This is a genomic window from Sporosarcina sp. CAU 1771 (assembly GCF_054482775.1).
Genome location: NZ_JBTLRN010000017.1, coordinates 1 through 24,655 on the forward strand (window position 1 = coordinate 1; position 24,655 = coordinate 24,655).

The 24,655-nt window shown below is 39.3% G+C and carries 28 protein-coding genes and 2 rRNA genes; 29 read left to right on the forward strand and 1 reads right to left on the reverse strand.

Going from position 1 to position 24,655, the window contains the following annotated elements; all coding sequences use genetic code 11:
• The 13 genes from ACXYMX_RS11440 to rsmI form a co-directional block, all read left to right on the forward strand.
• Positions 1–191, forward strand: a 23S ribosomal RNA gene (locus ACXYMX_RS11440); the annotation flags it as partial.
• An 88-nt stretch (positions 192–279) separates the two neighbouring features.
• Positions 280–395, forward strand: a 5S ribosomal RNA gene (gene rrf / locus ACXYMX_RS11445).
• Between the two features lie 463 nt (positions 396–858).
• Positions 859–2,667 carry a M3 family oligoendopeptidase gene (locus ACXYMX_RS11450; protein ID WP_459044372.1) on the forward strand — a complete coding sequence of 603 codons (1,809 nt, stop codon included), beginning with the start codon at positions 859–861 and terminating at the stop codon, positions 2,665–2,667.
• Between the two features lie 344 nt (positions 2,668–3,011).
• Positions 3,012–4,445, forward strand: coding sequence for an aminotransferase class I/II-fold pyridoxal phosphate-dependent enzyme (locus ACXYMX_RS11455; protein ID WP_459044373.1), 1,434 nt, complete (start codon positions 3,012–3,014; stop codon positions 4,443–4,445).
• 1 nt (position 4,446) lies between these two features.
• Entirely contained in the window at positions 4,447–5,079 is a 633-nt protein-coding gene (tmk, locus tag ACXYMX_RS11460) for a dTMP kinase (RefSeq protein ID WP_459044374.1), read from the forward strand.
• A gap of 53 nt (positions 5,080–5,132) precedes the next feature.
• Positions 5,133–5,462: a cyclic-di-AMP receptor gene (locus tag ACXYMX_RS11465; RefSeq protein WP_459044375.1), complete on the forward strand. Its 330-nt coding sequence runs from the start codon at positions 5,133–5,135 to the stop codon at positions 5,460–5,462.
• 22 nt (positions 5,463–5,484) lie between these two features.
• Positions 5,485–5,925: a YaaR family protein gene (locus tag ACXYMX_RS11470; RefSeq protein ID WP_459044376.1), complete on the forward strand. Its 441-nt coding sequence runs from the start codon at positions 5,485–5,487 to the stop codon at positions 5,923–5,925.
• Positions 5,926–6,017: 92 nt separating this feature from the next.
• Positions 6,018–6,977 (forward strand): DNA polymerase III subunit delta', encoded by a 960-nt coding sequence (gene holB, locus ACXYMX_RS11475; RefSeq protein ID WP_459044436.1) that lies wholly within the window; start codon positions 6,018–6,020, stop codon positions 6,975–6,977.
• Positions 6,970–7,797 carry a PSP1 domain-containing protein gene (locus ACXYMX_RS11480; RefSeq protein ID WP_459044377.1) on the forward strand — a complete coding sequence of 276 codons (828 nt, stop codon included), beginning with the start codon at positions 6,970–6,972 and terminating at the stop codon, positions 7,795–7,797. The genes holB and ACXYMX_RS11480 overlap by 8 nt, the downstream gene beginning before the upstream one ends.
• Before the next feature lie 13 nt (positions 7,798–7,810).
• Positions 7,811–8,170 carry a DNA replication initiation control protein YabA gene (gene yabA, locus ACXYMX_RS11485; protein WP_459044378.1) on the forward strand — a complete coding sequence of 120 codons (360 nt, stop codon included), beginning with the start codon at positions 7,811–7,813 and terminating at the stop codon, positions 8,168–8,170.
• 59 nt (positions 8,171–8,229) lie between these two features.
• Entirely contained in the window at positions 8,230–8,973 is a 744-nt protein-coding gene (locus ACXYMX_RS11490; RefSeq protein ID WP_459044379.1) for a tRNA1(Val) (adenine(37)-N6)-methyltransferase, read from the forward strand.
• The gene (locus ACXYMX_RS11495; RefSeq protein WP_459044380.1) at positions 8,963–9,250 is read left to right on the forward strand and encodes a GIY-YIG nuclease family protein; all 288 of its coding nucleotides are present in this window, start codon (positions 8,963–8,965) and stop codon (positions 9,248–9,250) included. Before ACXYMX_RS11490 ends, ACXYMX_RS11495 begins: the two co-directional genes overlap by 11 nt.
• On the forward strand, positions 9,228–10,103 hold the full coding sequence (rsmI, locus tag ACXYMX_RS11500) for a 16S rRNA (cytidine(1402)-2'-O)-methyltransferase (protein ID WP_459044381.1): 876 nt from the start codon (positions 9,228–9,230) through the stop codon (positions 10,101–10,103). Before ACXYMX_RS11495 ends, rsmI begins: the two co-directional genes overlap by 23 nt.
• A gap of 60 nt (positions 10,104–10,163) precedes the next feature.
• Here rsmI and ACXYMX_RS11505 read toward each other — a convergent pair whose 3' ends face one another.
• Positions 10,164–10,442: an AbrB/MazE/SpoVT family DNA-binding domain-containing protein gene (locus tag ACXYMX_RS11505; protein WP_459044382.1), complete on the reverse strand. Its 279-nt coding sequence runs from the start codon at positions 10,440–10,442 to the stop codon at positions 10,164–10,166.
• A gap of 285 nt (positions 10,443–10,727) precedes the next feature.
• Between ACXYMX_RS11505 and metG the strand changes: the two genes are divergently transcribed.
• The 16 genes from metG (at position 10,728) to ACXYMX_RS11585 (ending at position 24,583) form a co-directional block, all read left to right on the forward strand.
• A complete protein-coding gene (gene metG / locus ACXYMX_RS11510; protein WP_459044383.1) occupies positions 10,728–12,686 on the forward strand; it encodes a methionine--tRNA ligase in 1,959 nt (652 codons plus the stop codon).
• Positions 12,687–12,959: 273 nt separating this feature from the next.
• Entirely contained in the window at positions 12,960–13,727 is a 768-nt protein-coding gene (locus tag ACXYMX_RS11515; RefSeq protein WP_459044384.1) for a TatD family hydrolase, read from the forward strand.
• Between the two features lie 137 nt (positions 13,728–13,864).
• Entirely contained in the window at positions 13,865–15,106 is a 1,242-nt protein-coding gene (locus tag ACXYMX_RS11520; protein ID WP_459044385.1) for a ubiquitin-like domain-containing protein, read from the forward strand.
• A 141-nt stretch (positions 15,107–15,247) separates the two neighbouring features.
• A complete protein-coding gene (gene rnmV / locus ACXYMX_RS11525; RefSeq protein ID WP_459044386.1) occupies positions 15,248–15,808 on the forward strand; it encodes a ribonuclease M5 in 561 nt (186 codons plus the stop codon).
• A complete protein-coding gene (rsmA, locus tag ACXYMX_RS11530) occupies positions 15,801–16,694 on the forward strand; it encodes a 16S rRNA (adenine(1518)-N(6)/adenine(1519)-N(6))-dimethyltransferase RsmA (protein WP_459044387.1) in 894 nt (297 codons plus the stop codon). Before rnmV ends, rsmA begins: the two co-directional genes overlap by 8 nt.
• A gap of 144 nt (positions 16,695–16,838) precedes the next feature.
• Positions 16,839–17,105, forward strand: a complete 267-nt coding sequence (veg, locus tag ACXYMX_RS11535; protein ID WP_459044388.1) for a biofilm formation stimulator Veg — start codon at positions 16,839–16,841, stop codon at positions 17,103–17,105.
• A 137-nt stretch (positions 17,106–17,242) separates the two neighbouring features.
• On the forward strand, positions 17,243–17,419 hold the full coding sequence (locus tag ACXYMX_RS11540) for a small, acid-soluble spore protein, alpha/beta type (protein ID WP_459044389.1): 177 nt from the start codon (positions 17,243–17,245) through the stop codon (positions 17,417–17,419).
• Between the two features lie 182 nt (positions 17,420–17,601).
• Complete coding sequence (gene ispE / locus ACXYMX_RS11545; RefSeq protein WP_459044390.1) at positions 17,602–18,468, forward strand: 4-(cytidine 5'-diphospho)-2-C-methyl-D-erythritol kinase; 867 nt, start codon at positions 17,602–17,604, stop codon at positions 18,466–18,468.
• 56 nt (positions 18,469–18,524) lie between these two features.
• On the forward strand, positions 18,525–19,352 hold the full coding sequence (gene purR / locus ACXYMX_RS11550; RefSeq protein WP_459044391.1) for a pur operon repressor: 828 nt from the start codon (positions 18,525–18,527) through the stop codon (positions 19,350–19,352).
• A gap of 2 nt (positions 19,353–19,354) precedes the next feature.
• Entirely contained in the window at positions 19,355–19,732 is a 378-nt protein-coding gene (locus ACXYMX_RS11555; protein WP_459044392.1) for a RidA family protein, read from the forward strand.
• Positions 19,733–19,982: 250 nt separating this feature from the next.
• The gene (spoVG, locus tag ACXYMX_RS11560) at positions 19,983–20,270 is read left to right on the forward strand and encodes a septation regulator SpoVG (RefSeq protein ID WP_459044393.1); all 288 of its coding nucleotides are present in this window, start codon (positions 19,983–19,985) and stop codon (positions 20,268–20,270) included.
• A gap of 251 nt (positions 20,271–20,521) precedes the next feature.
• Complete coding sequence (glmU, locus tag ACXYMX_RS11565) at positions 20,522–21,892, forward strand: bifunctional UDP-N-acetylglucosamine diphosphorylase/glucosamine-1-phosphate N-acetyltransferase GlmU (RefSeq protein ID WP_459044394.1); 1,371 nt, start codon at positions 20,522–20,524, stop codon at positions 21,890–21,892.
• 14 nt (positions 21,893–21,906) lie between these two features.
• Positions 21,907–22,866 (forward strand): ribose-phosphate diphosphokinase, encoded by a 960-nt coding sequence (locus ACXYMX_RS11570; protein ID WP_459044395.1) that lies wholly within the window; start codon positions 21,907–21,909, stop codon positions 22,864–22,866.
• Between the two features lie 78 nt (positions 22,867–22,944).
• Positions 22,945–23,583 (forward strand): 50S ribosomal protein L25/general stress protein Ctc, encoded by a 639-nt coding sequence (locus tag ACXYMX_RS11575; RefSeq protein WP_459044396.1) that lies wholly within the window; start codon positions 22,945–22,947, stop codon positions 23,581–23,583.
• Between the two features lie 150 nt (positions 23,584–23,733).
• A complete protein-coding gene (pth, locus tag ACXYMX_RS11580; RefSeq protein WP_459044397.1) occupies positions 23,734–24,297 on the forward strand; it encodes an aminoacyl-tRNA hydrolase in 564 nt (187 codons plus the stop codon).
• A 55-nt stretch (positions 24,298–24,352) separates the two neighbouring features.
• Positions 24,353–24,583: an anti-sigma-F factor Fin gene (locus ACXYMX_RS11585; RefSeq protein ID WP_459044398.1), complete on the forward strand. Its 231-nt coding sequence runs from the start codon at positions 24,353–24,355 to the stop codon at positions 24,581–24,583.
• Positions 24,584–24,655 lie beyond the last annotated feature (72 nt).

Below are 24,655 nucleotides of genomic sequence, written 5' to 3' on the forward strand. Positions count from 1 at the left end.
GCATCGCTGGGTAGCTACGTGTGGCCGGGATAAATGCTGAAAGCATCTAAGCATGAAGCCCCCTTCAAGATGAGATTTCCCATTACGCAAGTAAGTAAGATCCCTCAAAGATGATGAGGTTGATAGGTCCGGGGTGGAAGCGCGGTGACGCGTGCAGCTGACGGATACTAATTGATCGAGGACTTAACCTAAAGTAATCAGGTTTGCTTGATTCACAAACCGTTTCGAAGAACCCTAATGTCTGTTTTATCCAGTTTTGAACGAATACGTTCAAACAAGTCTAGTGATGATGGCGAAGAGGTCACACCCGTTCCCATACCGAACACGGAAGTTAAGCTCTTCAGCGCCGATGGTAGTTGGGGGTTTCCCCCTGCAAGAGTAGGACGTTGCTAGGCACTAAAGAAGTTATTTCCTTCAATGGAGATAGCTTTTTTTGTTTGTTCTAAAGAAATTGAAAATGAATGAACCGAAGGTTTGGTATTCCAATGAGTAACCTACAGCGAGAAAGAGGAAGGGCGAGGAGTTCAAGGAAGTAAATTAGTCCAATGCGGGAATAACACCGGGCGTTACGGGAACAAAGTCGCCGTTGCGGGAATAAATCAGGCCAATACGGGAGCAAAGTCGGGCGTTACGCGAACAACCTGTGTGATTGAGTCGCTGTGGGGGAGTTGTACAATTCATAAAAGGAATGCACGAAATCACACGTTCTTTTATAATTGAGTCTAACTTTTGTACGGTGTATGTGTCTATTCAGCCAAAGGATCAAAAGTTCAAGTTAGAAAATTGACTCGGTTAACAAATCTTTATAAATGGAGTAATAAAGTTTAGAATAGATATATACAAGGAGAGTGTCTAAAAATGAAATATAAGAATACATGGGACTTAGAAAGTATATTTAAAGGTGGAACAAATTCAAAAGAAGTACAAACAAAACTTGAAACTGTAAAAGAAGAAATTGTACTTTATGCTGAACAGTTAAAAGCATGGGACAGCAATCCAGCTCACGATGCATCTACGTTGCAAGAAATATTAAAACGACAAGAAGTGATTGGTAAAAGCTTAGGCCAGGTTGGTACATTTATCAATATGTGGCGGGACGCATTTATGGATGATGATCATGCAAGCGTTGTCATGGGACAAGTGATGGAACTACGCAGTGAAATCCAGCAACAATCAACAATTTTCACTAAAAAACTTGTAGCCATCTCAGATCATAATTGGGATAAACTTCTGCAAGATGACGACTTGAGTGAAATTAATTTTTCATTAAATGAGATACGCGAAGAAGGCGAACGTTTATTGTCTGAAGATGAAGAGAAACTGATTGCTAAACTAAATAAAGATGGAATTGCAGCATGGAGCAATATATATAATACAGTAGGCTCAATTATGACTGTTCCTTTTACAGGTAAAGAAGGCAAAACAACGAACTTATCAATTGGGCAAGCGATGAACAAAATGTACGCTGATCCTGATGAAGAAGTGCGTGCAGAACTTTTTGAAAACTGGGAAAAAACATGGTCTACGAATGGACCGATCTTTGCGGATATCCTTAACCATTTAGCCGGGTATCGCTTAACTTTGCAAGATGCTCACGGAAGAAAAGGTCATTTAGAAGAACCACTTGAATATAATCGTATGACGGAAGAGACGCTTAGAGCAATGTGGTCAGCAGTGGATTCTCAGAAGAAAACGTTTCTAGATTATCTAGAACAAAAAGCGACTTTGTTGGGGATGGAAAAACTAGGTTGGCAAGATGTTGATGCGCCAGTTGCATTGGGTGAAGCAAAACCAACACGTTTCACATATGATGAAGCATGTGATTTTATAATTGAACATTTTGCATCATTTGGTCCGAAACTAACTGGTTTTACAAAACATGCGCTTGAAAATCGCTGGGTTGAAGCGGAAGACCGCTCGAATAAGCGTCCAGGTGGTTATTGTACAAGTTTACCTGAATTAGAAGAGTCTCGTATTTTCATGACATTCACTGGTTCTCCAAGTGATACGAGTACATTAGCACATGAATTGGGTCATGCTTTTCACAGTCACGTCATGAAAGATTTACCGAGGCTAAACCGAAGTTATGCTATGAACGTAGCTGAAACGGCAAGTACGTTTGCTGAAACAATTATTGCGGATGCAACTGTAAAGAATGCCACATCTGATGAAGAAAAAGTATCCCTTTTAGCGAATAAATTAGAAGGTGCCACATCGATGTTTTTAAATATTCGTGCTCGTTTCTTGTTTGAGGATAACTTTTATTCGGAACGTGCAAAAGGAATCGTATCAGAAAAACGCTTGAACGAATTAATGGTAGACGCACAAAAAGAAGCATTTGGTGATCGTCTTTCTTCTTATCATCCACACTTCTGGGCGGCCAAGCTCCACTTCTTTATTGATAGTGTTCCATTCTATAATTTCCCATATACATTTGGTTATTTATTTAGCCTTGGGATCTACGCGGAATACTTGAAACAACCTGAAGGCTTTGAAGAGAAGTATATAGCTCTACTAAGAGACACAGGGTCAATGAAGGTAGAAGACTTAGCGATGAAACATCTTGATGTAGATGTTACTAAGGAAGATTTCTGGGTAGCCGGAATTGAACTTGTTGGAAAAGATGTAGAAGAATTTATTGAATTGACGATTAAACTACAGAAGTAAAACTGAACAAGTACTTATCTCACCGTACCGCGTGGAGTAAGTACTTTTTTCTATTGGTAGTTTATGAAGTAATTGGGCGCAACAAAAGAATATGATCTACAGTGCAATCGAGAATTTACTCCCCAAAAAAATTGGGAAATAACCGCCGCAAAAAAGTTGGAAAAATGGCTTGGAATGAGAAACAGTACTTAGCGCACATAAAAATAGCGTTATCAAAATAGTACAATACGTATAAAACTCAATTTTGCAAATTATCCTAGGGTTTCTACAGAGCAAAGAGAGGATGATTTATCATTTCGCTTCTATTATAATTAAGAAGGATGAAAAGGAAGTGTTATAAAATAATGAACTCTCCAAATCGCCCGGTTGTTGAAGCGCTGGAAAATTTTAAGGAAGCCGCTCCGGTTTCATTCCATGTACCGGGACATAAGAATGGCTTGCTATCTAATTTGCCTGAGGGCCTACGTTCAGCTCTTCAATACGATGTAACGGAGCTTGAAGGATTAGATGATCTTCATGAACCGACTGGTGTATTGTTAGAGGCACAAAACCAGCTAAGCAATTTCTATGGGGCTGATCAAAGCTTTTTTCTTGTAAACGGATCAACCGTTGGCAATTTAGCAATGATTTATGCAACTTGTGGGCCTGGAGATACGGTAATCATTCAACGAAACGCACATAAATCAATATTCAATGCAATTGAATTGACCGGCTCAATACCTGTATTTGTATCTCCACAATGGGAGGAAAAAACAAAAACGTTTGGTACCTTAAGTGCCGTTCAAGTCGGTAAGGCGCTTGAAATGTATCCGGAAGCTAAGGCAGTTATTCTAACTTACCCAACCTATTACGGGGAAACAGGCATTGATTTAAAAGATATTATTCAATTGTGCCATGTACAAGAAATACCGGTACTTGTTGACGAGGCACACGGAGCCCATTTTGTTGTTGGAGAACCGTTTCCACATTCAGCTTTGGAGTTAGGGGCAGATGTTGTTGTCCATTCGGCTCATAAAACACTTCCAGCAATGACAATGGCCTCTTTTTTGCATGTGAAGTCTACATTAATCGATCCAAAAAAAATAGCGCATTATTTACGAATGTTGCAGTCCAGTAGTCCTTCGTATCTTTTAATGGCATCTCTAGATGACGCAAGGGCCTATGTAGAGTCTTATACGCAAGAAGATAAAATGAAGTTCATGAAGAATCGTAAATTCTTTATTGATAAACTTAAAGAAATAGATCGTCTTCAATTAGTTGAGGTAGAGGATCCTTTGAAACTTATCGTACGTGCGGAAGGATTTTCTGGATTTTATTTACAAGAAAAGTTAGAGGCGGTAGGGATCTATTCGGAACTTGCGGATTCAGACCAGGTGTTATTTGTTTTACCTCTATTAAAAGAAGAACATGATTATCCTTTTCTAAAGATTACTGAAAACATTAAGCGTGCATTTAGCAGACTAGACATAACTATGAAATCATCTATAGATATTGAGTCAATGCATGAGGAATCTATCTCTGTGCTTGAGTATACAGCGACTGAATTGAGACAAATGAAAACAAAATGGACACCTTATGAAGCAGCAGTAGATGAAATTGCAGGAGCATCAATTATTCCTTATCCACCAGGTATACCTTTAGTACTTGGAGGGGAAAAAGTGACAACGGAGCATGTTCAGTCACTTTCTAGATTGATTCATGCTGGAGCAAGATTCCAAGGAGCAATTTGTTTGGATGAAAAGAAAATACTCGTGGTAAATAGAGAGATGGAGGAATAACATGTTACAGAAAGGATTGTTCATTACATTTGAGGGGCCTGAAGGAGCGGGGAAGACAACCGTTATTAAAGAGTTATTTAGTCGGTTGGAAAGAGAAGGGAAGATAGTTGTGTTAACCCGTGAGCCTGGTGGCGTAAAAATAGCGGAGAAGATACGTGAAGTTATTTTGGATAACGCACATCAAGAAATGGACTCAAAAACAGAAGCTTTGTTATATGCAGCGGCAAGACGCCAACATCTTGTAGAAGTTGTAATTCCTGCACTTCGCTCGGGTGCAATTGTTTTATGCGATCGTTTTATTGATAGTTCTTTGGCATATCAAGGGTACGCAAGAGGACTAGACGTAGAAGAAGTTCTTTCAATTAATCAGTTTGCAATTGAAGACACGATGCCAGATTTAACAATCTTTTTCGATATAGACCCAGAGAAAGGGTTAGCTCGCATTGCTGCGAACAGTGAACGTGAACAAAACCGTTTAGATAATGAAAACATTACCTTCCACAAAAAAGTGTACGAAGGGTACCAAGAATTGATTCGCAAGTATCCAAATCGAATAATTCAAGTAGACGCAAGTTTATCTCAGGAAGATGTAACGGAAAATGTTTGGAGAATCATCAGCTCTCAAATCATCTAACATGGCTATTCATGTTATAATAGAAGTTAATGAAGGAAAAGGAGGAGTTAATCTTGAAATTAGTTGTGGCAGTTGTACAGGATCAGGATAGTAATCGTCTATCTGCAGCATTAACAAAGAACGACTTTCGAGCGACCAAATTAGCGAGTACAGGTGGTTTTCTTAGATCCGGTAATACAACGTTTCTTATAGGAACAGATGAAAGCCTCGTTCCGAAAGCGCTTGAACTTATAAAAGAAAATTGTCGTTCACGAGATCAAATGGTTGCTCCGGTGTCTCCGATGGGTGGCAATGCAGACTCCTATATTCCTTACCCAGTTGAGGTTGAAGTGGGTGGAGCAACGGTATTTGTACTCCCGATCGAGCACTTTCATCATTTTTGAGTGATGAATGAGGTGAAGAACGATGAAAGTTAACGGTGAATTTCGAACCGGAATTGATAAGGTTAGAAGTGAGCAGCTTCAGTTATCAAGAGGTGAAAATAGATTCGGACAAATGGTTGAAAAACAGGGGCAACGACTTCACGGTGAGCAAGTGACAAGGCTTCTAGGAGACATTGCGTCAGCTGGAGATCGGTTAGCTCGGACACGCAATTTCCGAGATATGGCCAAATTTAAGATGCTAGTTCGTCGATTTATGAAAGAAACGGTGGAAACAGGGATGGGGCTTAAACAGTCGCATACGTGGAATCGTTTTGGAGAAGGACGGCGTCTCAAAATAGTTGAAACACTAGATGAGAAATTGGTTGAGTTAGCAGAAGATCTGTTAAATGAAGAAAAAACAGCTGTTGATCTTCTGGCTAAAATAGGAGAGATTAAAGGTCTTCTTATCAATTTATATACCTAACTCCGTGTTTTCTGTTTTAAGGAAACACGGTTTTTTTGAATAAGGAGGTTGAGCTTTTGGAATCAAAAGAACTCGAAGGCCAAAATAGTGTAATGAATCGACTTTCAGTAATATATAAAAACAATCGAATTGGGCATGCTTACTTGTTTGACGGAGAAAGTGGGACCGGCAAGGAAGCGACAGCATTGTTTTTTTCTAAATTATTACTTTGCCAACAGCCGGAAGATAATGTTCCATGTGAAACATGTAGTTCGTGTCGACGTGTACTTTCTGGTAATCATCCCAACATCACAGTCATCCGACCTGATGGTCAAAACATAAGGAAAGAGCAGATGTCTGATCTTATTTTTAAGATGACTCGTAAAGGGTACGAGGCTGGAAGGAAAATCTATATAATTACATCTGCAGATCGAATGAATAGTGCGGCTGCGAATACGTTACTAAAATTTTTAGAAGAGCCAGAGGGTGAAGTAACAGCAATTTTGTTAACGGATTCCTACCAGGCGCTTCTGCCTACGATACAATCACGTTGTCAGCGTCTATCCTTTCTTCCACCATCAAGAGAAAAGCGGATTGCAAGTCTTGTTGAACAAGGTATAACGACATCAATGGCAGCAACTGTAACAATGATTACAGCGAATCTGAGTGAATCGCTTGAACTTGCAAATGACGAACAGTTTGCAAACTTCCGAAAAACAGTGTTAAAATTGGTAGAGGCATCAAATGTAAACATTCATGAAGCACTTTTGTTCATTCAAACAGATTGGCTGCATGTTTTTAAAGAAAAGGAGGAAGTCGACCGGGGTCTTGATTTGCTATTGTATGCGTACAGGGATATTGTAGCGATTAAAGCAGGATTGACTTCGATACTCACTTTCCCGGATCAAAAAGAATTTTACGGGAAACTTGCAATGAGGATGACGTATAGGCATCTTTCTGAGATAATGGAAACGGTGTTACAAGCAAAACGGCATCTTCATAGTAATATGAATCGAACGCTTCTAATGGAGCAATTGATGCTCAACATGCGGGAGGGATTACTTGTTGTATAAAGTTGTAGGTGTCCGCTTTAAAAAAGCGGGTAAAATATATTATTTCGATCCACTGGATTTTCAGTTAGAAGAAGGCACATATGTCATCGTCGAAACAGCCAGAGGAGTAGAATACGGTAAAGTTGTTATTCAGGCAAGGCAGGTTGACGAAAATGATGTTGTGTTGCCGCTAAAGAAAGTTGTTCGCCCTGCTGAAGAGGATGACATCGATAAGGTAGAAGAAAACCGAACAGAAGCTGAACGAGCTTTTGAGACGGGCGTTAGTAAGATTATTGAACATAAGCTTGATATGAAGCTTGTTGATGTTGAATATACATTCGATAGAAATAAAATTATCTTCTACTTTACAGCTGAAGGCAGAGTTGATTTTCGAAACTTAGTTAAAGATCTAGCATCCATTTTTAGGACGCGTATTGAATTGCGCCAAATAGGCGTACGTGATGAGGCAAAAATGCTCGGTGGTATTGGTCCATGCGGAAGAATGCTTTGCTGCTCAACATTTTTAGGGGATTTTGAACCGGTTTCAATTAAGATGGCCAAAGATCAAAACCTATCATTAAACCCTTCAAAAATATCAGGTTTATGTGGTCGTCTAATGTGTTGCTTGAAGTATGAAAATGATGATTATGAAGAAGCTAAAGCACTTATGCCTGATGTGGGGACAAAAATCGATACACCTGAAGGCCAAGGAAGAGTAGTAGGCTTGAATCTTCTTGAACGTCTTTTACAAGTAAGTTTGACGGATCAGGACCTTGTTCTTGAGTATACATTGGAAGAAATACTGGATCCAAAAAATAATATGGTTCATTTGATGAAATGATGAGGTGGATTAGTTGAAAGAAAGGAATTTTCTGGACAAAGTAGTGGATTTTGAACAACAGCTCGAGTCTATGCATAAGCAATTCCGGGAATTGATGGGATCTGTCGCAAAGATGACGGAAGATAATCATTCGCTTCAACTCGAAAATCATCATTTACGAAAGCGACTTGAAGAAATAGACGAACAGGAACAAAAAGCAGTGAAAAAACAGAAAGATAAAAAGACAAATTCCGTAGATGTTGGAGAAGGCGTTGACAACTTAGCGCGTCTTTACAATGAAGGGTTTCATGTTTGTAACGTTCATTATGGAAGTACTCGTAACAGTGAAGATTGTCTATTCTGCTTATCTTTTTTAAATAAACAAAATGTATAAATTTAGCCGAACCTATTGTCACTAGGCATCGGCTTTTCTTTTTGTAAGGAGGAAAAATGGTGATTGAACTATTGAAAGATGATGAGCGACTCGATTACTTATTGGCAGAAGATTTACGAATCATTCAGAGTCCATCCGTATTCTCTTTTTCCCTTGACGCTGTATTACTTGCAAGGTTTGCATATGTACCTGTAAAATCAGGAAAAATAGTTGATTTATGTGCTGGAAATGGAGCAATACCTCTTTTCCTAAGCGCGCGAACAAAGGCAGAAATTGTTGCTGTTGAATTACAGGAGCGCTTGGCTAATATGGCCGAAAGAAGTATTGCTTACAACAGCCTTGAAAAACAGATTCAAATAGTGAATGGCGATGTCATCGATATTGCGAAACGTATAGGATATGAAAAGTACGACACAGTAACATGCAATCCTCCGTATTTCCCAATGCATGAAGCTACGGAAAAAAACTTAAGTGAACATAAAGCAATTGCAAGACATGAAATAAAGCTAACGTTGGAACAAGCAGTTCAATCGGCTAGTGAGTTGTTAAAGCAAGGTGGAAAAGCAGCCTTTGTCCATCGTCCAGGGAGATTATTAGACATTACTACTGCGATGCGCTCAAATAGACTTGAACCAAAACGAATTCAGTTTGTATATCCAAAAGAAGGTAAGGATGCAAATATGCTTCTTATTGAAGGCACGAAAGATGGAAAACCGGATTTGAAAATCCTTCCCCCTCTTTATGTGTATGACTCCGATGGAGAGTATACAAAAGAAGTGAGGCTGTTATTATATGGAGAATGATAAAAACCATCTATTTTATGTACTTGAATGTAACGATGGTTCTTATTATGCTGGTTACACGAATAATCTAGAAAAGCGTGTAAGTGTTCATAATGAAGGAAAAGGTGCAAAATATACGCGTGCTAAAAGACCAGTGAGTTGTATTTATCATGAAGTTTTTGAAACGAAGCGCGAAGCAATGCAAGCGGAGTATCAATTTAAGCAATTGAAAAGAATTGAGAAGGAACGGTATATCGGGAAGGGGCAGATTTTGGATGAAGTCACAAAAGAGCGCTGAACCAGGTGGAGGTAAATTATTTCTTGTTGGAACTCCTATCGGTAATTTAGAGGATATGACTTACCGGGCTGTACGAATATTAAACGAGGTAGATGTTATTGCAGCAGAAGATACGCGCAATACAATCAAGTTATGTAATCATTTTGACATCAAGACTTCCTTAATTAGTTATCATGAGCATAATATTGTAATTGGGGGAGAAAAGATACTAGAATTGCTTTCTGAAGGTAAGGATGTTGCCCTTGTAAGTGACGCGGGTATGCCTTGTATATCGGATCCTGGCGTTGATATTGTGTCTAAAGCATTGGAAGTGGGTTATGATGTAGTACCGGTTCCTGGTGCTAACGCAGCGATTACTGCACTAGTGGCATCTGGAATTACTCCTCAACCCTTTTTATTTTACGGATTTATATCACGAGATAAAAAGGAAAGAAAAAGTCAGTTGGACACATTAAAAAGGCGAAGTGAGACAATCATATTATACGAGGCACCTCATAGGTTGAAAAAGACATTGGCAGCATTAAATGAAGAATTCGGAAGTGAACGTCGTATTGTTCTTGCAAGGGAAATTACAAAGCGTTTTGAAGAGTTTTTGCGTGGTACAATCGAAGAAGCAATTACTTGGGTAGATACAAACACCGTAAGAGGAGAATTTTGTATCGTTATTGAAGGTAGCGATGGAACGGAAGTAGAAGAAAGAGAAGTTTGGTGGAAAGACCTGTCGCTTTCTGAACACGTATCGGAATTGATTTCTAGAAAGGAAATGCGTTCAAAGGAAGCAATTCGTGAAGTGGCTAAAGAACGTGGATTGAGCAGACGAGACGTGTACAATGAATATCATGTAGACAACTAAATTACATAGATGCAAAAAGTCCAGAACGGTTTCCCGTACTGGATGTTGAAAACATGAAAATTACTTTTTAAGGTTTTCTTGGATTTCTTTAACTAGTTGTTCTGCGCCTTCTGCGCTCAAAATCAATTTTCCGTCAATTAAACGCATATTATCATCTGAAACATCACCCGTAATTGAGCATGTCATGTTAGGCATATATTTTTTCAAAATGATTTTATCTTCATCGACGTAAATTTCAAGAGCATCTTTTTGTGCGATTCCAAGTGTGCGACGCAATTCGATCGGGATAACGACACGGCCAAGCTCGTCTACTTTTCTTACAATACCTGTTGATTTCATGTAACCGATCTCCTTTCAATTCGTTATTTTTATTCTGAACAATGGACATATTTCGGTTCTATGTCTAACTAATCATATCAAGTTTTCCAATTAACGTCAATAAATTAAGCCTGATAATATGATAAAAACAATAATGATTTAATTGATTGTCCAAATAGTTAAAAATCTTATTATGCCATACAAAGTTCTCGAGGCCTATGCGTTTGTTCAATGTATTTCATTGTATCGTATAGATAAATTCGATAGAATAGACATTATATATATATTTATATTGGAGGAGTTTTCATGACTGAACAAAAAGAAACCTTTTATATTTCAACACCGATTTATTATCCGAGTGGAAACTTTCATATTGGAACGGCTTATACAACTGTAGCATCGGATGCAATGGCCCGATATAAGAGGCTTCGAGGTTATCATGTTCGATTTTTGACTGGAATGGACGAACACGGTCAGAAAATACAAGAAAAAGCAGATGAAGCTGGTCTACCGCCACAGCAGTATGTAGATGGGATTGCGGAAAACGCGAAAAAAGTGTGGGAGATCATGGATATTTCCTATGATGATTTTATTCGCACGACAGAGGATCGCCATAAGGCGGGTGTAGAGAAAATATTTCAAAAGTTTCTCGATAACGATGACATTTATAAAGGTGAATATGAAGGGTGGCATTGTACACCTTGTGAATCATATTTTGGGGAGTTGCAACTTGTTGACGGGAACTGTCCAGATTGCGGGCGTCCAGTTCAAAAAGTGAAAGAGGAATCGTACTTCTTTAATATGAAGAAGTATGCGGACAGGCTTTTGAAGTACTATGAAGATAACCTTAAATTTATTGAACCAGAATCTCGTAAAAATGAAATGATCAATAACTTTATCAAACCTGGACTTGAAGATTTATCTGTTTCCAGGATGTCATTCGATTGGGGAATTAAAGTTCCGGGAGATCCGAAACACGTTATTTATGTATGGGTAGATGCATTGACGAACTATATTACGGCATTAGGTTACGAATCGGATGATGATGCATTGTTTAAAAGGTATTGGCCGGCCGATGTACATGTGGTAGGTAAGGATATTGTCAGGTTCCATACAATTTATTGGCCGATATTCCTTATGGCTTTGGATTTACCACTTCCTAAAAAAGTATTTGCACATGGTTTTATTATGATGAAAGACGGTAAGATGTCCAAATCCAAAGGCAATGTCGTGCAACCAGAAATGCTTGTTGAGCGATATGGTTTAGATGCAACGCGTTATTTCCTTCTACGTGAACTGCCTTTTGGTCAAGATGGAGTATTTTCACCTGAAACATTTGTCGAACGTACAAACTATGATTTAGCGAACGACTTAGGTAACTTATTAAACAGAACGATATCTATGATTAATAAATATTTTGACGGTGTAATCCCTACTGAAGGACTGGAAGCGACTGAATTCGATAAGAGTTTGACTGATTTTATAGAGCTCACAGTTAAAAAGTATGAAGCTTCTATGGAAGAGATGCAATTCAGTTTGGTCTTAGGCGAGTTATGGGCATTGGTTTCACGAACGAATAAATATATTGATGAGACGTCACCTTGGGTGCTCGCTAGAGAAGAAGCTGACCGGGGTAAACTCGCTTCTGTCATGAATCATTTGGCGACATCCTTGCACAACATTGCAATACTACTCCAGCCAATCATGACAAATGCTCCTAAACAAATTGTTACTCAATTAGGACTGGAAGAGAGTTTGTTGAATTGGGACACATTAGGTAACTTCAAGGCGATTCCTAATGGAACGACAGTGATTGAAAAAGGAGTGCCGATTTTTCCTCGTCTAGATCCAGATGTTGAAGTGGTTTATATCCGTGAGCAGATGGCGATAACGGCGCCAGTTGATGTGGAAGAGGAAAAGAAAGAAGAAGTACCTGAAAGTGAAGAAATTTCGATTGAAGCGTTCATGAATGTTGATTTGCGCGTAGCAACTGTTATTGAATGTGAACGAATTCCAAAAGCGGATAAATTGTTAAAGCTTCAACTCGATCTAGGTTACGAGAAAAGGCAAGTGGTTTCTGGCATTGCAGAACATTATGAGCCAGATGCTTTAATTGGCGAAAAAGTAATTGTTGTTGCAAATTTAAAGCCGGTAAAATTGCGCGGAGAACTTTCTCAAGGGATGATATTAGCTGGAAAATCTGATGGCGTATTGAAATTAGCGACGGTTGACCAGGCGCTCGAAAATGGAGCGCAAGTAAAATAAATTAAGTACTAAATTAAACAGGTGGAGAAAAGTAATTGACTTTTCTCCACCTGTTTTTGCATTATTATCCTAACAATTCTTTTGTGTTGGGAATAAATCATCTGAAAAGGGGTAAAAGCTATTTCGACAGAAGTATAAAGCGCTAGATTGAAAATGATTCCATTTAGCTGTATAGTATCGAATAGAATTTAAAATGTAATGCACTTGTAATATAACTGTGATGAAAGACACAGGGGATTGAAATATACTTAGTTAATTATGAGGAGAGAGATCATGTATATAGATACACATGTTCATTTGAACGCAGACCAGTATGATAATGACGTCGATGAAGTGATTGACCGTGCGCTTGAAGCTGGGGTTGAAAAGATGGTCGTTATTGGATTTGATCGAAAAACAATTGTAAGAGCGATAGAGCTTGCAGAAAAACACCCTTTTATATACGCAGTCGTTGGTTGGCATCCAGTTGATGCAATTGATTGTACTAAAGAAGACTTGATGTGGATAGAATCACTTGCTGAGCATCCTAAAGTTGTAGGGATCGGTGAGATTGGACTCGACTATTATTGGGATAAGTCGCCGAAAGACATTCAGCAAAAACTGTTTAGAAAACAAATTCGACTTGCTCAAAAAGTTAACTTGCCCATCGTCATTCATAATCGAGATGCAACTGCAGATGTTGTTCGTATATTAAAAGAAGAAGAGGCTGAAATAACAGGTGGAATTATGCACTGTTTTGGGGGTAGTGTAGAAACGGCAAAAGAGTGCATTAAACTCAATTTCATGATTTCTCTTGGAGGTCCGGTTACATTTAAAAATGCAAGAACTCCTAAAGAAGTTGCAACAGAAATAGGGCTTGAAAATTTGCTGATTGAAACAGATGCACCTTACTTAACTCCACATCCATACCGTGGCAAAAGAAATGAACCGGCACATGTAATCCTTGTCGCAGAAGAGATTGCAAGGTTAAAAGAAATTTCGATTGAAGAAGTTGCAGCAGCAACAACAGCAAATGCTTTAAAGATTTTTCAAATTAAATGATTAAAAGACTTAAAAATTATCCATACTTTACAAGAAGGAATGCTTCCTAATTTCTAAAATAAACATAAATCGTAAGAGTTGACACTCGGAAAAGTAACCTATATAATCACACGAGTGATGAAGGAGGAGTTTTTTTCATGTCAAATAGGTCCATGAAAAACCTATTCTTAGGATCATTGAGGAGTAAAGAAATTGCAGTAACTATAGTAGCATTCATGTTATTTCTTACTGTACTTTCACTCGTTTTCTATGAAGGGGCAAAAAAATCGGTCACATTAAATGTGAACGGTGAAGAATTAGTAATCAAGACGCACGCACATACAGTAGGTAAAGTACTTTCCGAACAGGAAATTACAGTTACCCAAAATGATTTAGTAGAACCCTCAATGAATACATCAATTGAAGAAGGTCTTTCAATTCGGTGGGAACAGGCAAAGCAAGTCGCAATAATGGTTAATCAAGAGGAAACCCAACTATGGACTACCAAAAGTTTAGTAGGAGATGTGTTGGAAGAGGCTGGAGTCGAAATTACAGAACACGACGTTGTAGAACCTGGTCTAAACAAGAATCTTGAAGAAGAGCAATTAATTACGGTAAATAAAGCCTTCCAGGTAACTCTGAACGATGGCTTAGAGCAAAAAGAATTTTGGTCAACTTCGACTACGGTCGCTGACTTTTTAAAGAGAGAAAACATTCAATTGAATGAACTTGACCGTTTAGAAGCACATGAGGAAGAATTACTTATGCCAAATTCTACAGTCAATATCGTCCGGGTGGAAAAGGTCACCGATGTAGTGGAAGAACCGGCAAACTTCGCAGTTGAAACAAAAAGTGATTCTTCTATACTGAAAGGGCAAGAAAAAGTTGTCCAAGAGGGAAAGAAGGGAACTATTTCACGGGAGTTTGAGGTAGTCAAAGAGAACGGGAAAGAAGTTTCTCGTAGTCTTGTTGAAGAAACAACAATTAAAGAGCCTACAAAGAAGATTGTTGCGGTAGGAACGAAGGTAGTTGTTGCAAGTGCAGCTAAAACCAAAGCCAAAACAAGCACGACTAGTGTATCGCGTGATAATTCAGCGGCACCTTCTGGTGGTAAAGAATTTTACGTGACAGCTACAGCGTATACTGCTTATTGTAATGGGTGTTCTGGAATTACAAGAACGGGTATCAATTTACGTGCGAATCCGAACTTAAAAGTAATTGCAGTGGATCCAAGTGTTATCCCGTTAGGCTCGAAGGTCTGGGTTGAAGGTTATGGCTATGCAGTAGCTGGAGATACGGGTGGAGCGATTAAAGGAAAGAAGATTGATCTTCATGTTCCTACAAAAGAAGCTGCCTATAAATTTGGTCGACGACAAGTTAAAGTTAAAGTTATTAATTAAAAAATTATCCGCGGGACGCTTACAAGTCCTGCGGATAATTTCGTTTATACGGTCAAAACCATTGATGAAGGAGCACTCCTGTACAATGGTGATTATGCAGAGTAGAATTATGGTAAGAATTGCGTGGAAAGAGGATACGATATGAACGTAAAGGAAATAATAGTTGTTGAAGGTAAATCGGATACAGTGGCTGTAAAACGGGCAACAAACGCGGATACAATTGAAACAAATGGTTCAGCAATTGATGAATTAACGATTCAGCGTATTCAACATGCACAGGAAACGCGTGGCGTCATCGTATTCACGGATCCCGACTATCCCGGCAGAAGAATACGGGCTATAGTTGAAGAGCGTGTAGCGGGCGTTAAACATGCCTTTTTAGATAAAAAGAAAACTTTGGCCAAAAATGGAAAAGGGATTGGTATTGAACACGCGAAAGACGAGGATATTCGAGAAGCGATTCGTTCAGTCTATACAGTGGACAATTCCCTTGCGAAACCCATTCCTCTTGCTGATTTGATGGCTGCTAGGTTAATAGGTCATCCAGATGCAAGAAAGCGGCGTGAACGCCTTAGTGAACTACTATGTATAGGACAGGTGAACGGGAAGGGTTTAAAAAAGCGACTTGAAATGTTTCGGATTGACCAGTCTCGATTGGAAGAAGTATTGAAAGTTCTAGACGAGGGGGAAAATAATGAATAAAGATATTGCGACTCCGGTCAGAACGAAAGAAATTCTTGATAAACATGGATTTTCATTTAAAAAGAGCTTAGGACAAAACTTTTTAATTGATCCTAATGTATTAAGAAATATTGTTTCGCACGCTGGCTTGACGCCTGAGGTTGGGGTTATTGAAATCGGACCAGGAATCGGTGCTTTGACAGAGCATCTCGCAAGAAACGCGGGAAAGGTCGTTGCTTTCGAAATAGACGGTCGCCTACTACCGGTTTTAGACGATACATTGTCCCCATATACCAACGTGACAATTATCCACCAGGATATTTTAAAGGCGGATCTTACACAAATAATGAAGGAACACTTTGCAAACTACGATCAAGTAGTAGTTGTTGCAAACTTACCTTATTATGTGACTACGCCTATTATTATGAAGTTTTTACTTGAGAACGTTCCTGTAACCGGAATGATTGTAATGATGCAAAAAGAGGTTGCAGATCGCATTACTGCCAGCCCAGGAACCAAAGCATATGGTTCACTATCAATCGCTATCCAATACTATATGGATGCAGATGTAGCCATGATTGTCCCGAAGACTGTATTCGTGCCTCAACCAAATGTTGAATCTGCCGTTCTTCGATTAATTCGAAAAGAAGAATTACCTGCACAAGTGAAAGACGAAGCATTTCTATTTCAGGTTTCGCGGGGATCTTTTGTTCAACGAAGAAAAACGATATTAAATAATTTGCAATCCTCATTGCCAAAAGGAAAGTTGAAGAAGGATCAAATATTAGAAGCGTTGGAACGTGCTAGTATAGATCCTCGAAGGCGTGGGGAAACTTTAACTATTAAAGAGTTTGCACATTTATCTAATGAATTGTATGAAGAATTTTTTGAGGGTAACCAAAAATGATCTAAAGTATTCAATTTCTCAAGAAAGTTTTCATGAATTAGTGAAAAATGATTGACAAAAGTAATGGTGAATTGTTAAAATGCCGATTTAATTGACAGAACTCTTTGAACATGTTATGATTATTCTTAGTGAGGTGTAAGCGACATGCCAAAAACATTAGCGGACATTAAGAAGTCATTGGATTCTCATCTAGGGAAACGATTGCATTTAAAAGTAAACGGTGGTCGAAGAAGAACAATCGAACGTGCCGGCGTTTTAAGTGAAACATATCGTGCAGTTTTCGTGGTTGAACTTGACCAAGAAGAGAATGCGTTTGAAAGGGTATCTTACAGCTATGCTGATATTTTGACCGATGCGGTTGAAATAACAATTTTAGACGGGGCAGATCAAACAGCCTTTATTATTAAATAATACTTTTTACATGCTTAACTTTGTAAAAGTTTCTAGACACCTATCGAGCCCATCCTTAATCGGAGAGCTTAATAGATAGGTGTTTTTTATTTGAATTTGCTCATACTAAGAAAGTCAGCCGAAAGGGAGGAAACCGAATGGCAAGAAAACGTAGTATTATGTCTGAGCGCTTAAGAGAAGAAATTGCGAAAGAGCTTGGGATTTACGATGTTGTTCAGCGTGACGGTTGGGGTGGAATTAGTTCACGAGATGCCGGGAATATGGTAAAACGTGCAATTGAAATGGCTGAAAATAGCCACGGAGAACGCAAATAAACGTCCTAAATCAACTAACCGGCTGACTTTTTAGTAGGGGATTGTCTATTTATCGTCACTTTGATGATAATAAGGCAATCCCTTTCTTTTGTTAAAATAGATGAAAATGGGCGTGCAATATTCAGTGCCTATGGTAAAATAGGGAACAATAAACAACGACACGTTAAAATGGGGGGAGCCGGATGCTTTATGAGAAGGCGCCAGCAAAAATAAATTTAACACTAGACGTTTTGCATAAGCGTCCAGACGATTTTCATGAAGTAGAGATGATTATGACGACTGTCGACTTGGCTGATCGGTTGTGGATTCGATCATTAGAGAGTAACAAAATCATTATTAAGTCGTCAGAACAGTACGTGCCGATCGACCGAAGAAATCTTGCCTATCAGGCTGCTGAATTGATAAAGCGGACGTATGGGATTTCTCAAGGCGTTGAAATCACACTTGAAAAAAGAATACCTGTAGCTGCTGGACTTGCTGGAGGTAGCTCAGATGCCGCGGCAACGCTACGAGGATTAAACAAGTTATGGAATTTAGGTATTAGTATGGACAAGCTTGCAGAACTTGGATCACAAATAGGGTCAGATGTTTCTTTTTGTGTGTATGGCGGTACAGCACTTGCGACAGGCAGAGGAGAGATTATACAAAGACTTCAGTCTCCGCCTAACTGCTGGGTAATACTAGCCAAACCCGCGATATCAGTGGCGACAGGAACAATCTACAAAGAACTTAATTTATTGGAAATGAAACACCCCGATACGCAGGGAATGATTAAAGCTTTGGAGACAGGTAATTATAGTGAGATGTGTAGTTTAGTTGGAAATGTTCTAGAACCTGTGACTACAAAAATCTACGAAGAGGTCGCCGTCTTAAAAGAGCAAATGAAAAAGTTTGGTGCAGATTCAGTGTTAATGAGTGGAAGTGGCCCGACTGTTTTCGGTTTGGTTGAACACGAATCTAGGGTTCCCCGAATTTACAACGGATTAAAAGGTTTCTGTCCAGAAGTTTATGCGATTCGAATGCTCGGGGAACGACATAAAGTTGATTAAACACGTACGTTTGTGGTAATCTACGTATAAAACATTCGTGTTTGGGAGTGGTTGCTATGAAGTGGAAAAGAAGTGAACGGCTTGTTGATATGACTGTCTATTTGTTGGAACATCCACATGATCTAATTTCGCTCACCTATTTTTCTGAACGCTTCCAATCCGCAAAATCCTCAATTAGTGAAGATTTGACGATTATAAAAGAAACGTTTGAAGAAAAGGGTACAGGAAAACTTGTGACCGTTGCGGGAGCTTCTGGTGGGGTGAAGTTTATTCCGAAAATGATGGATTCGGAAATTCGTGAAGTGGTTTCTGTTCTAATGAAGGAACTTGGCCATTCAGAACGACTTTTGCCCGGAGGCTACTTGTTCATGGCAGATCTCCTTGGAAACCCACGAATAATGGACCGGATTGGTAAAGTCTTTGCCTCAAAGTTTTCGGGTATAGAAGTGGACGTCATAATGACAGTTGCCACGAAGGGCATTCCGATTGCTCACGCGATTGCACGTCATCTAAATGTACCTGTTGTTATCGTTAGAAGAGATAGTAAAGTGACAGAAGGTTCTACGGTAAGCATAAATTATGTTTCTGGTTCGACAAGACGTATCCAGACGATGGTTTTATCAAAAAGAAGTATGAAAAGTGGACAAAAAGTTCTCATTACGGATGACTTTATGAAAGCGGGAGGAACGATGGTAGGGATGAAGAATTTGCTTGAAGAGTTTGGTTGTGAACTTGCAGGTGCTGCGGTACTTGTTGAGGCAGAACACTCCGAAGAAGTACTCGTCGACAACTATCTATCTCTAGTCAAACTCCATGCGGTCAATGAAAAGAATGGTATAATTGAATTGAGTGAAGGAAATTATTTTGCGGAAGGTGGAAAATAAATATGAATTTTATTGCGACAGACAAGGCAGCGGCGGCAGTTGGTCCTTATTCACAGGCGGTTAGTGTAAATGGCTTTATTTATACATCTGGTCAAATTCCTTTGAAGGCAAATGGAGAGCTTGTGACTGGAACGATTGAGGAACAAACCAACCAAGTCTTTGAGAACCTTAAAGCAGTATTAGCAGCAGGTGGGTCATCGTTGGATCAGGTAGTGAAAGCAACTGTCTTTATAACAGACATGAATGACTTTTCAAAAATAAATGAAATCTACGCAGAGCATTTTGGAACTCATAAACCAGGGCGTTCGTGCGTTGAAGTTAGTAAGTTGCCTATGGGTGTAAATGTTGAAATTGAAGTAGTCGCGCTTTCAACGAACTAAAAAACATTCTAAATTAGTACTAGGAGGATTATAGAGGAATCTATAGTCCTCTTGGTCATTTTCAAAAGGACAAGAAAATGAAGACGTTCGCCTCGCAACATCTGAAAAATACATATATTTATTGTGGAAAAATATGCATGGAAATAAAGAGAGATGCACTATTTAAACAAATTCAATTAATCTAGAAGGAATACACTACCTTTTGTGGAATATAGTTTGCATACACAATAAAAAAAGGAGTGGTAATAGAATGGAAGTAACAGACGTTAGGTTGAGGAGGGTGGAAGCGGAAGGCAGAATGAGGGCGATTGCATCTATTACGTTGGATGATGAATTCGTTGTTCATGACATACGCGTTATTGATGGCAACGAAGGCCTTTTCGTCGCGATGCCAAGCAAACGAACGCCTGATGGAGAATTCCGTGATGTAGCACACCCGATTAACCCTGGTGCACGAATGAAAATTCAAGACGCAGTACTTGCATCATATTTTTTATCGGCTAAAGAGGTCGAAGTGCTCGAAGGAGCAGGGGTATAAAAATTGAAAAGCACTTTATTTTATGTTCCAGCTGCCTGTAAATTGAAGGCAGTTTTTTGTCGTGGAGTGAACTTTGAAAACATAAAGCTACTAGCGGAAAACAGAAATGTTAGAAAAAGTAATTAATCTTAAAAGATTGTAATGAAATTGTCAAGGGGTAACTGGTTGAAATAAAAGTGGATTTCGGCTATAGTCAAGAGTGAAAACATTGAAGAGGTGGATTTTCATTTCTCATCTACGGAGGTCAGTTAATGACAAATACATATGCCATCGTTCTTGCAGCAGGACAAGGAACTCGAATGAAGTCCGATTTATATAAAGTGCTCCATCCTGTATGTGGAAAGTCGATGGTCGCACATGTTATAGATAACATTCGAAAGCTTGGTGCGGACCGAATCGTGACAATAGTCGGTCATGGGGCAGAGAAAGTTGAATTAACACTTGGTGAAAAAAGCGAGTATGCCCTACAAGAAGAACAGCTAGGGACGGCGCATGCAGTTCAACAAGCTGAAACTCAACTTGGAAAGCTTTTGGGAACAACGATTGTAGTTTGCGGAGACACACCGTTAATTCGTTCAGAAACGATGAAAGCCCTTATTGCTCATCACAACGAAGTGGGTGCCAAAGCGACGATACTTACTGCGAAGGCGGATGATCCAACGGGATACGGACGCATCATTCGTGGTCAAGAAGGTCAGGTTCTTCGAAATGTTGAACAGAAAGATGCAACAGAACAAGAGCAACAAATAAAGGAAATTAATACAGGGACATATTGTTTCGACAACGAAGCGCTTTTTTCAACGTTGAAAAAAGTGACGAATGATAACGCTCAAGGCGAATATTATTTACCGGATGTCATCGGTATACTTCAGTCGGAACAGGCCTTAGTTTCAGCTTACGTAACGGAAGACTTTAGTGAAACACTTGGCATTAACGACCGCGTGGTTTTATCTGAAGCTGAGAGTGTCATGCGTGGTCGAATTGCAGAAAAGCATATGCGGAATGGTGTAACAATCATTAGTCCTGAAAACACGTATATAAGCGCGGATGCTGAAATTGGACGTGATACAGTTTTAAAGCCCGGAGCAATGATTGAAGGAAAAACAGTAATTGGTGAAAATTGCGTTATTGGACCCAACAGTCAGATTGTTGATAGCGTGATTGAAGACCGTGCAACTATTAATTCCTCAGTAGTACTCTCTAGTAAAGTTGGCTCAGACACAACTGTTGGACCCTTTGCTCATATACGACCGGATTCAACTCTCGGAAACGGTGTAAAAATCGGTAATTTCGTTGAAGTGAAAAAGTCGTCACTTGGAGAGGGAAGTAAAGTCTCCCATCTTAGTTACATTGGAGATGCGGAAGTAGGTTCTCAAGTGAATGTAGGGTGCGGGACAATTACCGTCAATTATGATGGTAAAAACAAATATGTAACGACAATTGAAGATGAAGCATTTATTGGTTGCAATTCAAATCTTATAGCGCCAGTAAAAATTGGCAAAGGTGCATATGTAGCGGCAGGATCTACTATTTCAAAAGATGTACCAAATGATTCATTAGCAATAGCTCGTTCTCGTCAAGAGAATAAAGATGGATACGTAAAAAAACTAAAACTCAAATAAACAGGGGGACCACGATGGCTAATCATTATCCTAATAACAAACTGAAGATATTCTCTTTGAATTCCAACGAACCACTTGCAATGGAAGTTGCGAACCGGATTGGACGACCGCTCGGTGAATGTTCTGTAAAACGATTCAGTGATGGTGAAGTTCAAATCAATATCGAAGAAAGTATCCGTGGCTGTGATGTATTCGTCCTCCAGTCTACGTCCAAACCTGTAAATGATAATTTGATGGAATTGCTAATAATGATTGATGCATTAAAGCGTGCTTCTGCACGTACGATCAACGTTGTTATGCCTTATTACGGATATGCTCGTCAAGATCGTAAAGCACGCTCGCGCGAACCAATTACAGCCAAACTTGTTGCAAACCTTCTAGAAACTGCGGGTGCACACCGTGTAATAGCAGTTGATTTGCATGCGCCACAAATTCAAGGATTTTTCGATATACCAATCGATCATCTAGTAGCTGAACCATTACTAACAGAGTACTTTAGTGAAAAAGGTTTCAGTGGTGATGAGTTGGTTATCGTTTCTCCTGACCATGGTGGAGTAACTCGAGCTCGTAAAATGGCAGATCGAATGAAAGCACCAATTGCAATTATAGACAAACGTCGCCCACGTCCAAACGTTGCAGAAGTGATGAGTATCGTTGGAAATGTTGAAGGGAAAGTTGCTATCCTTATTGATGATATCATTGATACAGCAGGTACGATATCTGTTGCAGCAAGTGCATTGATTGAGAGCGGCGCGAAAGAAGTATACGCCTGTTGTACACATCCTGTATTGTCGGGGCCGGCAATTGAGCGTATTGACAACTCGAATATAAAAGAACTTGTGATTACAAACTCCATCGAATTGCCTGCTAGCAAGCAATCAGCTAAAATTAAGCAGATTTCTATTGCTAAATTATTAGGAGACGCAATCATCAGGGTATTTGAAGAAAAGTCTGTAAGTACGTTGTTTGATTGACAAGAGTTAGATTTATAGCGTATCCTTTAAATTAACAAAAATAATTATTAAACTTATCCAGGAAGGTGACTAATTAATATGAGTACTACAATTCAAGCAAGCGTTAGAGAAATAGAACAACAATCTACACTTACAGATTTAAGACAGCGAGGCTTTGTTCCTGCTGTTGTTTACGGATATAAAACAGAAACGACTTCAATCTCTTTAGATGGTCGTGACCTTTTGAAGACACTACGTGTTACAGGTCGTAACGGCGTAATGAAATTACAAATTGAAGACAAAGTCATTAACGTTGTATTAAATGATTATCAAGCAGATCCACTTAAAGGCGATGTTCTTCATGCAGATTTCCTAGCAATTAACATGACAGAAGAGCTAGAAGTTGAAGTTCATGTGAACCTTGTAGGCGAATCAGTAGGCGAGAAGGCGGGCGGCGTTCTACAACAGCCAAACCGTGAGATCACGATTAAAGTTAAACCTTCAGATATTCCAGAGTCGTTTGATGTAGACATTTCTGCAATGGAAATTGGCGATTCAATTACAGTTGCTGACATTCGCGAAAACTCCAAGTATGAGATTTTAAGTGAAGACGATCATTCTCTAGTTCTAATTTCTGCTCCACGTACAGAAGAAGACCTTGAAGCACTTGATGCTGAAACAGGGGACGCTAGTGTTGAGCCAGAAGTAATTGGCGGAACAAAAGAAGAAGACGAATAAGAATATACATGGGCGTGCGGGTGACCGTACGTCTTTTTTTCTATTTGTTTATTATTTATGAATTCGTCCATTGTTTTGTACTAAGAGACAATAAAGCCTCCCTAGGTGGTTTCAGGTTTTTTAAAATCAAGCAAAAAGGAAGAGAAAGTAATGAAAATGATTATAGGACTCGGGAATCCGGGCAAGCAATACGAAAAAACTCGTCATAATGTTGGTTTTCACGTCATTGATGAATTATTTGGGCGTTTTGGAGCACCAATGATGCAGTCAAAATTCAATGGTATGTTCACAGTGATTCATCGTCCCGAAGGAAAAGTGATGCTTGTTAAACCGCTAACTTATATGAATCTATCAGGGGAGTGCGTTCGTCCATTGATGGATTACTATGACGTTGACACGAAAAATATTGTTGTCGTTTACGATGATCTTGATCTTGCGCCAGGAACGATTCGCCTTCGTCAAAAAGGAAGTGCAGGCGGTCATAATGGTATGAAATCACTAATCGCGCATTTGGGAACGGAAAATTTCAACCGAATTCGAATAGGTGTTGGTAGGCCAGTAGGGGGGATGAAGGTCTCAGACTACGTTTTGTCCTCATTTAGCAAAGAGGAAGCGCCATTGGTGGAAGAAGTTGTTAAGAAGAGTGCTAGCGCATGTGAAACGTGGTTAGAGAAACCCTTTATCGATGTGATGAATAACTTTAATGGTCTTTAAGGAATAACTATTCAGTCCTTTGCCTATACTTTGTAAAAAAGGGGCAGATGATTCGATGGCAATTCGTTATACGTGTAAACACTGTGAAATAGAAATTGGTTCGCTACCGTTCGAGTCCGCTAAAGATACTGTTCAGTTGCTTCAAAAGATGGACGAAACAGAGGAAGAGCGCTTTTTAACATATGAAAAGGACGGTGCTTTAACGGTGAGATGCATATGTGAGCAGTGTGAGCAGTCGCTCCTTACGTTTCCGGACTACTACACGCTTCGGAAATGGATTCAATAATATAGGATTTGCTTTGGCGCCAATCGGTGTACAAAGCTTTTTCTGTTTTGAAATAATAGATTCTTAGCTGAT

What these genes read in the sequence shown, in the direction of transcription:
- tmk (WP_459044374.1), top strand. Translation starts at nt 4,447, where the DNA reads ATGTTACAGAAAGGATTGTTCATTACATTTGAGGGGCCTGAAGGAGCG.
- ACXYMX_RS11450 (WP_459044372.1), top strand. Translation starts at nt 859, where the DNA reads ATGAAATATAAGAATACATGGGACTTAGAAAGTATATTTAAAGGTGGA.
- ACXYMX_RS11520 (WP_459044385.1), top strand. Translation starts at nt 13,865, where the DNA reads ATGTCAAATAGGTCCATGAAAAACCTATTCTTAGGATCATTGAGGAGT.
- glmU (WP_459044394.1), top strand. Translation starts at nt 20,522, where the DNA reads ATGACAAATACATATGCCATCGTTCTTGCAGCAGGACAAGGAACTCGA.
- holB (WP_459044436.1), top strand. Translation starts at nt 6,018, where the DNA reads ATGAATCGACTTTCAGTAATATATAAAAACAATCGAATTGGGCATGCT.
- purR (WP_459044391.1), top strand. Translation starts at nt 18,525, where the DNA reads ATGAAGTGGAAAAGAAGTGAACGGCTTGTTGATATGACTGTCTATTTG.
- ACXYMX_RS11555 (WP_459044392.1), top strand. Translation starts at nt 19,355, where the DNA reads ATGAATTTTATTGCGACAGACAAGGCAGCGGCGGCAGTTGGTCCTTAT.
- rsmI (WP_459044381.1), top strand. Translation starts at nt 9,228, where the DNA reads ATGAAGTCACAAAAGAGCGCTGAACCAGGTGGAGGTAAATTATTTCTT.
- metG (WP_459044383.1), top strand. Translation starts at nt 10,728, where the DNA reads ATGACTGAACAAAAAGAAACCTTTTATATTTCAACACCGATTTATTAT.
- ACXYMX_RS11515 (WP_459044384.1), top strand. Translation starts at nt 12,960, where the DNA reads ATGTATATAGATACACATGTTCATTTGAACGCAGACCAGTATGATAAT.
- ispE (WP_459044390.1), top strand. Translation starts at nt 17,602, where the DNA reads ATGCTTTATGAGAAGGCGCCAGCAAAAATAAATTTAACACTAGACGTT.
- ACXYMX_RS11455 (WP_459044373.1), top strand. Translation starts at nt 3,012, where the DNA reads ATGAACTCTCCAAATCGCCCGGTTGTTGAAGCGCTGGAAAATTTTAAG.
- ACXYMX_RS11540 (WP_459044389.1), top strand. Translation starts at nt 17,243, where the DNA reads ATGGCAAGAAAACGTAGTATTATGTCTGAGCGCTTAAGAGAAGAAATT.
- ACXYMX_RS11585 (WP_459044398.1), top strand. Translation starts at nt 24,353, where the DNA reads ATGGCAATTCGTTATACGTGTAAACACTGTGAAATAGAAATTGGTTCG.
- ACXYMX_RS11470 (WP_459044376.1), top strand. Translation starts at nt 5,485, where the DNA reads ATGAAAGTTAACGGTGAATTTCGAACCGGAATTGATAAGGTTAGAAGT.
- ACXYMX_RS11570 (WP_459044395.1), top strand. Translation starts at nt 21,907, where the DNA reads ATGGCTAATCATTATCCTAATAACAAACTGAAGATATTCTCTTTGAAT.
- ACXYMX_RS11505 (WP_459044382.1), bottom strand. Translation starts at nt 10,442, where the DNA reads ATGAAATCAACAGGTATTGTAAGAAAAGTAGACGAGCTTGGCCGTGTC.
- rsmA (WP_459044387.1), top strand. Translation starts at nt 15,801, where the DNA reads ATGAATAAAGATATTGCGACTCCGGTCAGAACGAAAGAAATTCTTGAT.
- ACXYMX_RS11495 (WP_459044380.1), top strand. Translation starts at nt 8,963, where the DNA reads ATGGAGAATGATAAAAACCATCTATTTTATGTACTTGAATGTAACGAT.
- spoVG (WP_459044393.1), top strand. Translation starts at nt 19,983, where the DNA reads ATGGAAGTAACAGACGTTAGGTTGAGGAGGGTGGAAGCGGAAGGCAGA.
- ACXYMX_RS11575 (WP_459044396.1), top strand. Translation starts at nt 22,945, where the DNA reads ATGAGTACTACAATTCAAGCAAGCGTTAGAGAAATAGAACAACAATCT.
- pth (WP_459044397.1), top strand. Translation starts at nt 23,734, where the DNA reads ATGAAAATGATTATAGGACTCGGGAATCCGGGCAAGCAATACGAAAAA.
- rnmV (WP_459044386.1), top strand. Translation starts at nt 15,248, where the DNA reads ATGAACGTAAAGGAAATAATAGTTGTTGAAGGTAAATCGGATACAGTG.
- veg (WP_459044388.1), top strand. Translation starts at nt 16,839, where the DNA reads ATGCCAAAAACATTAGCGGACATTAAGAAGTCATTGGATTCTCATCTA.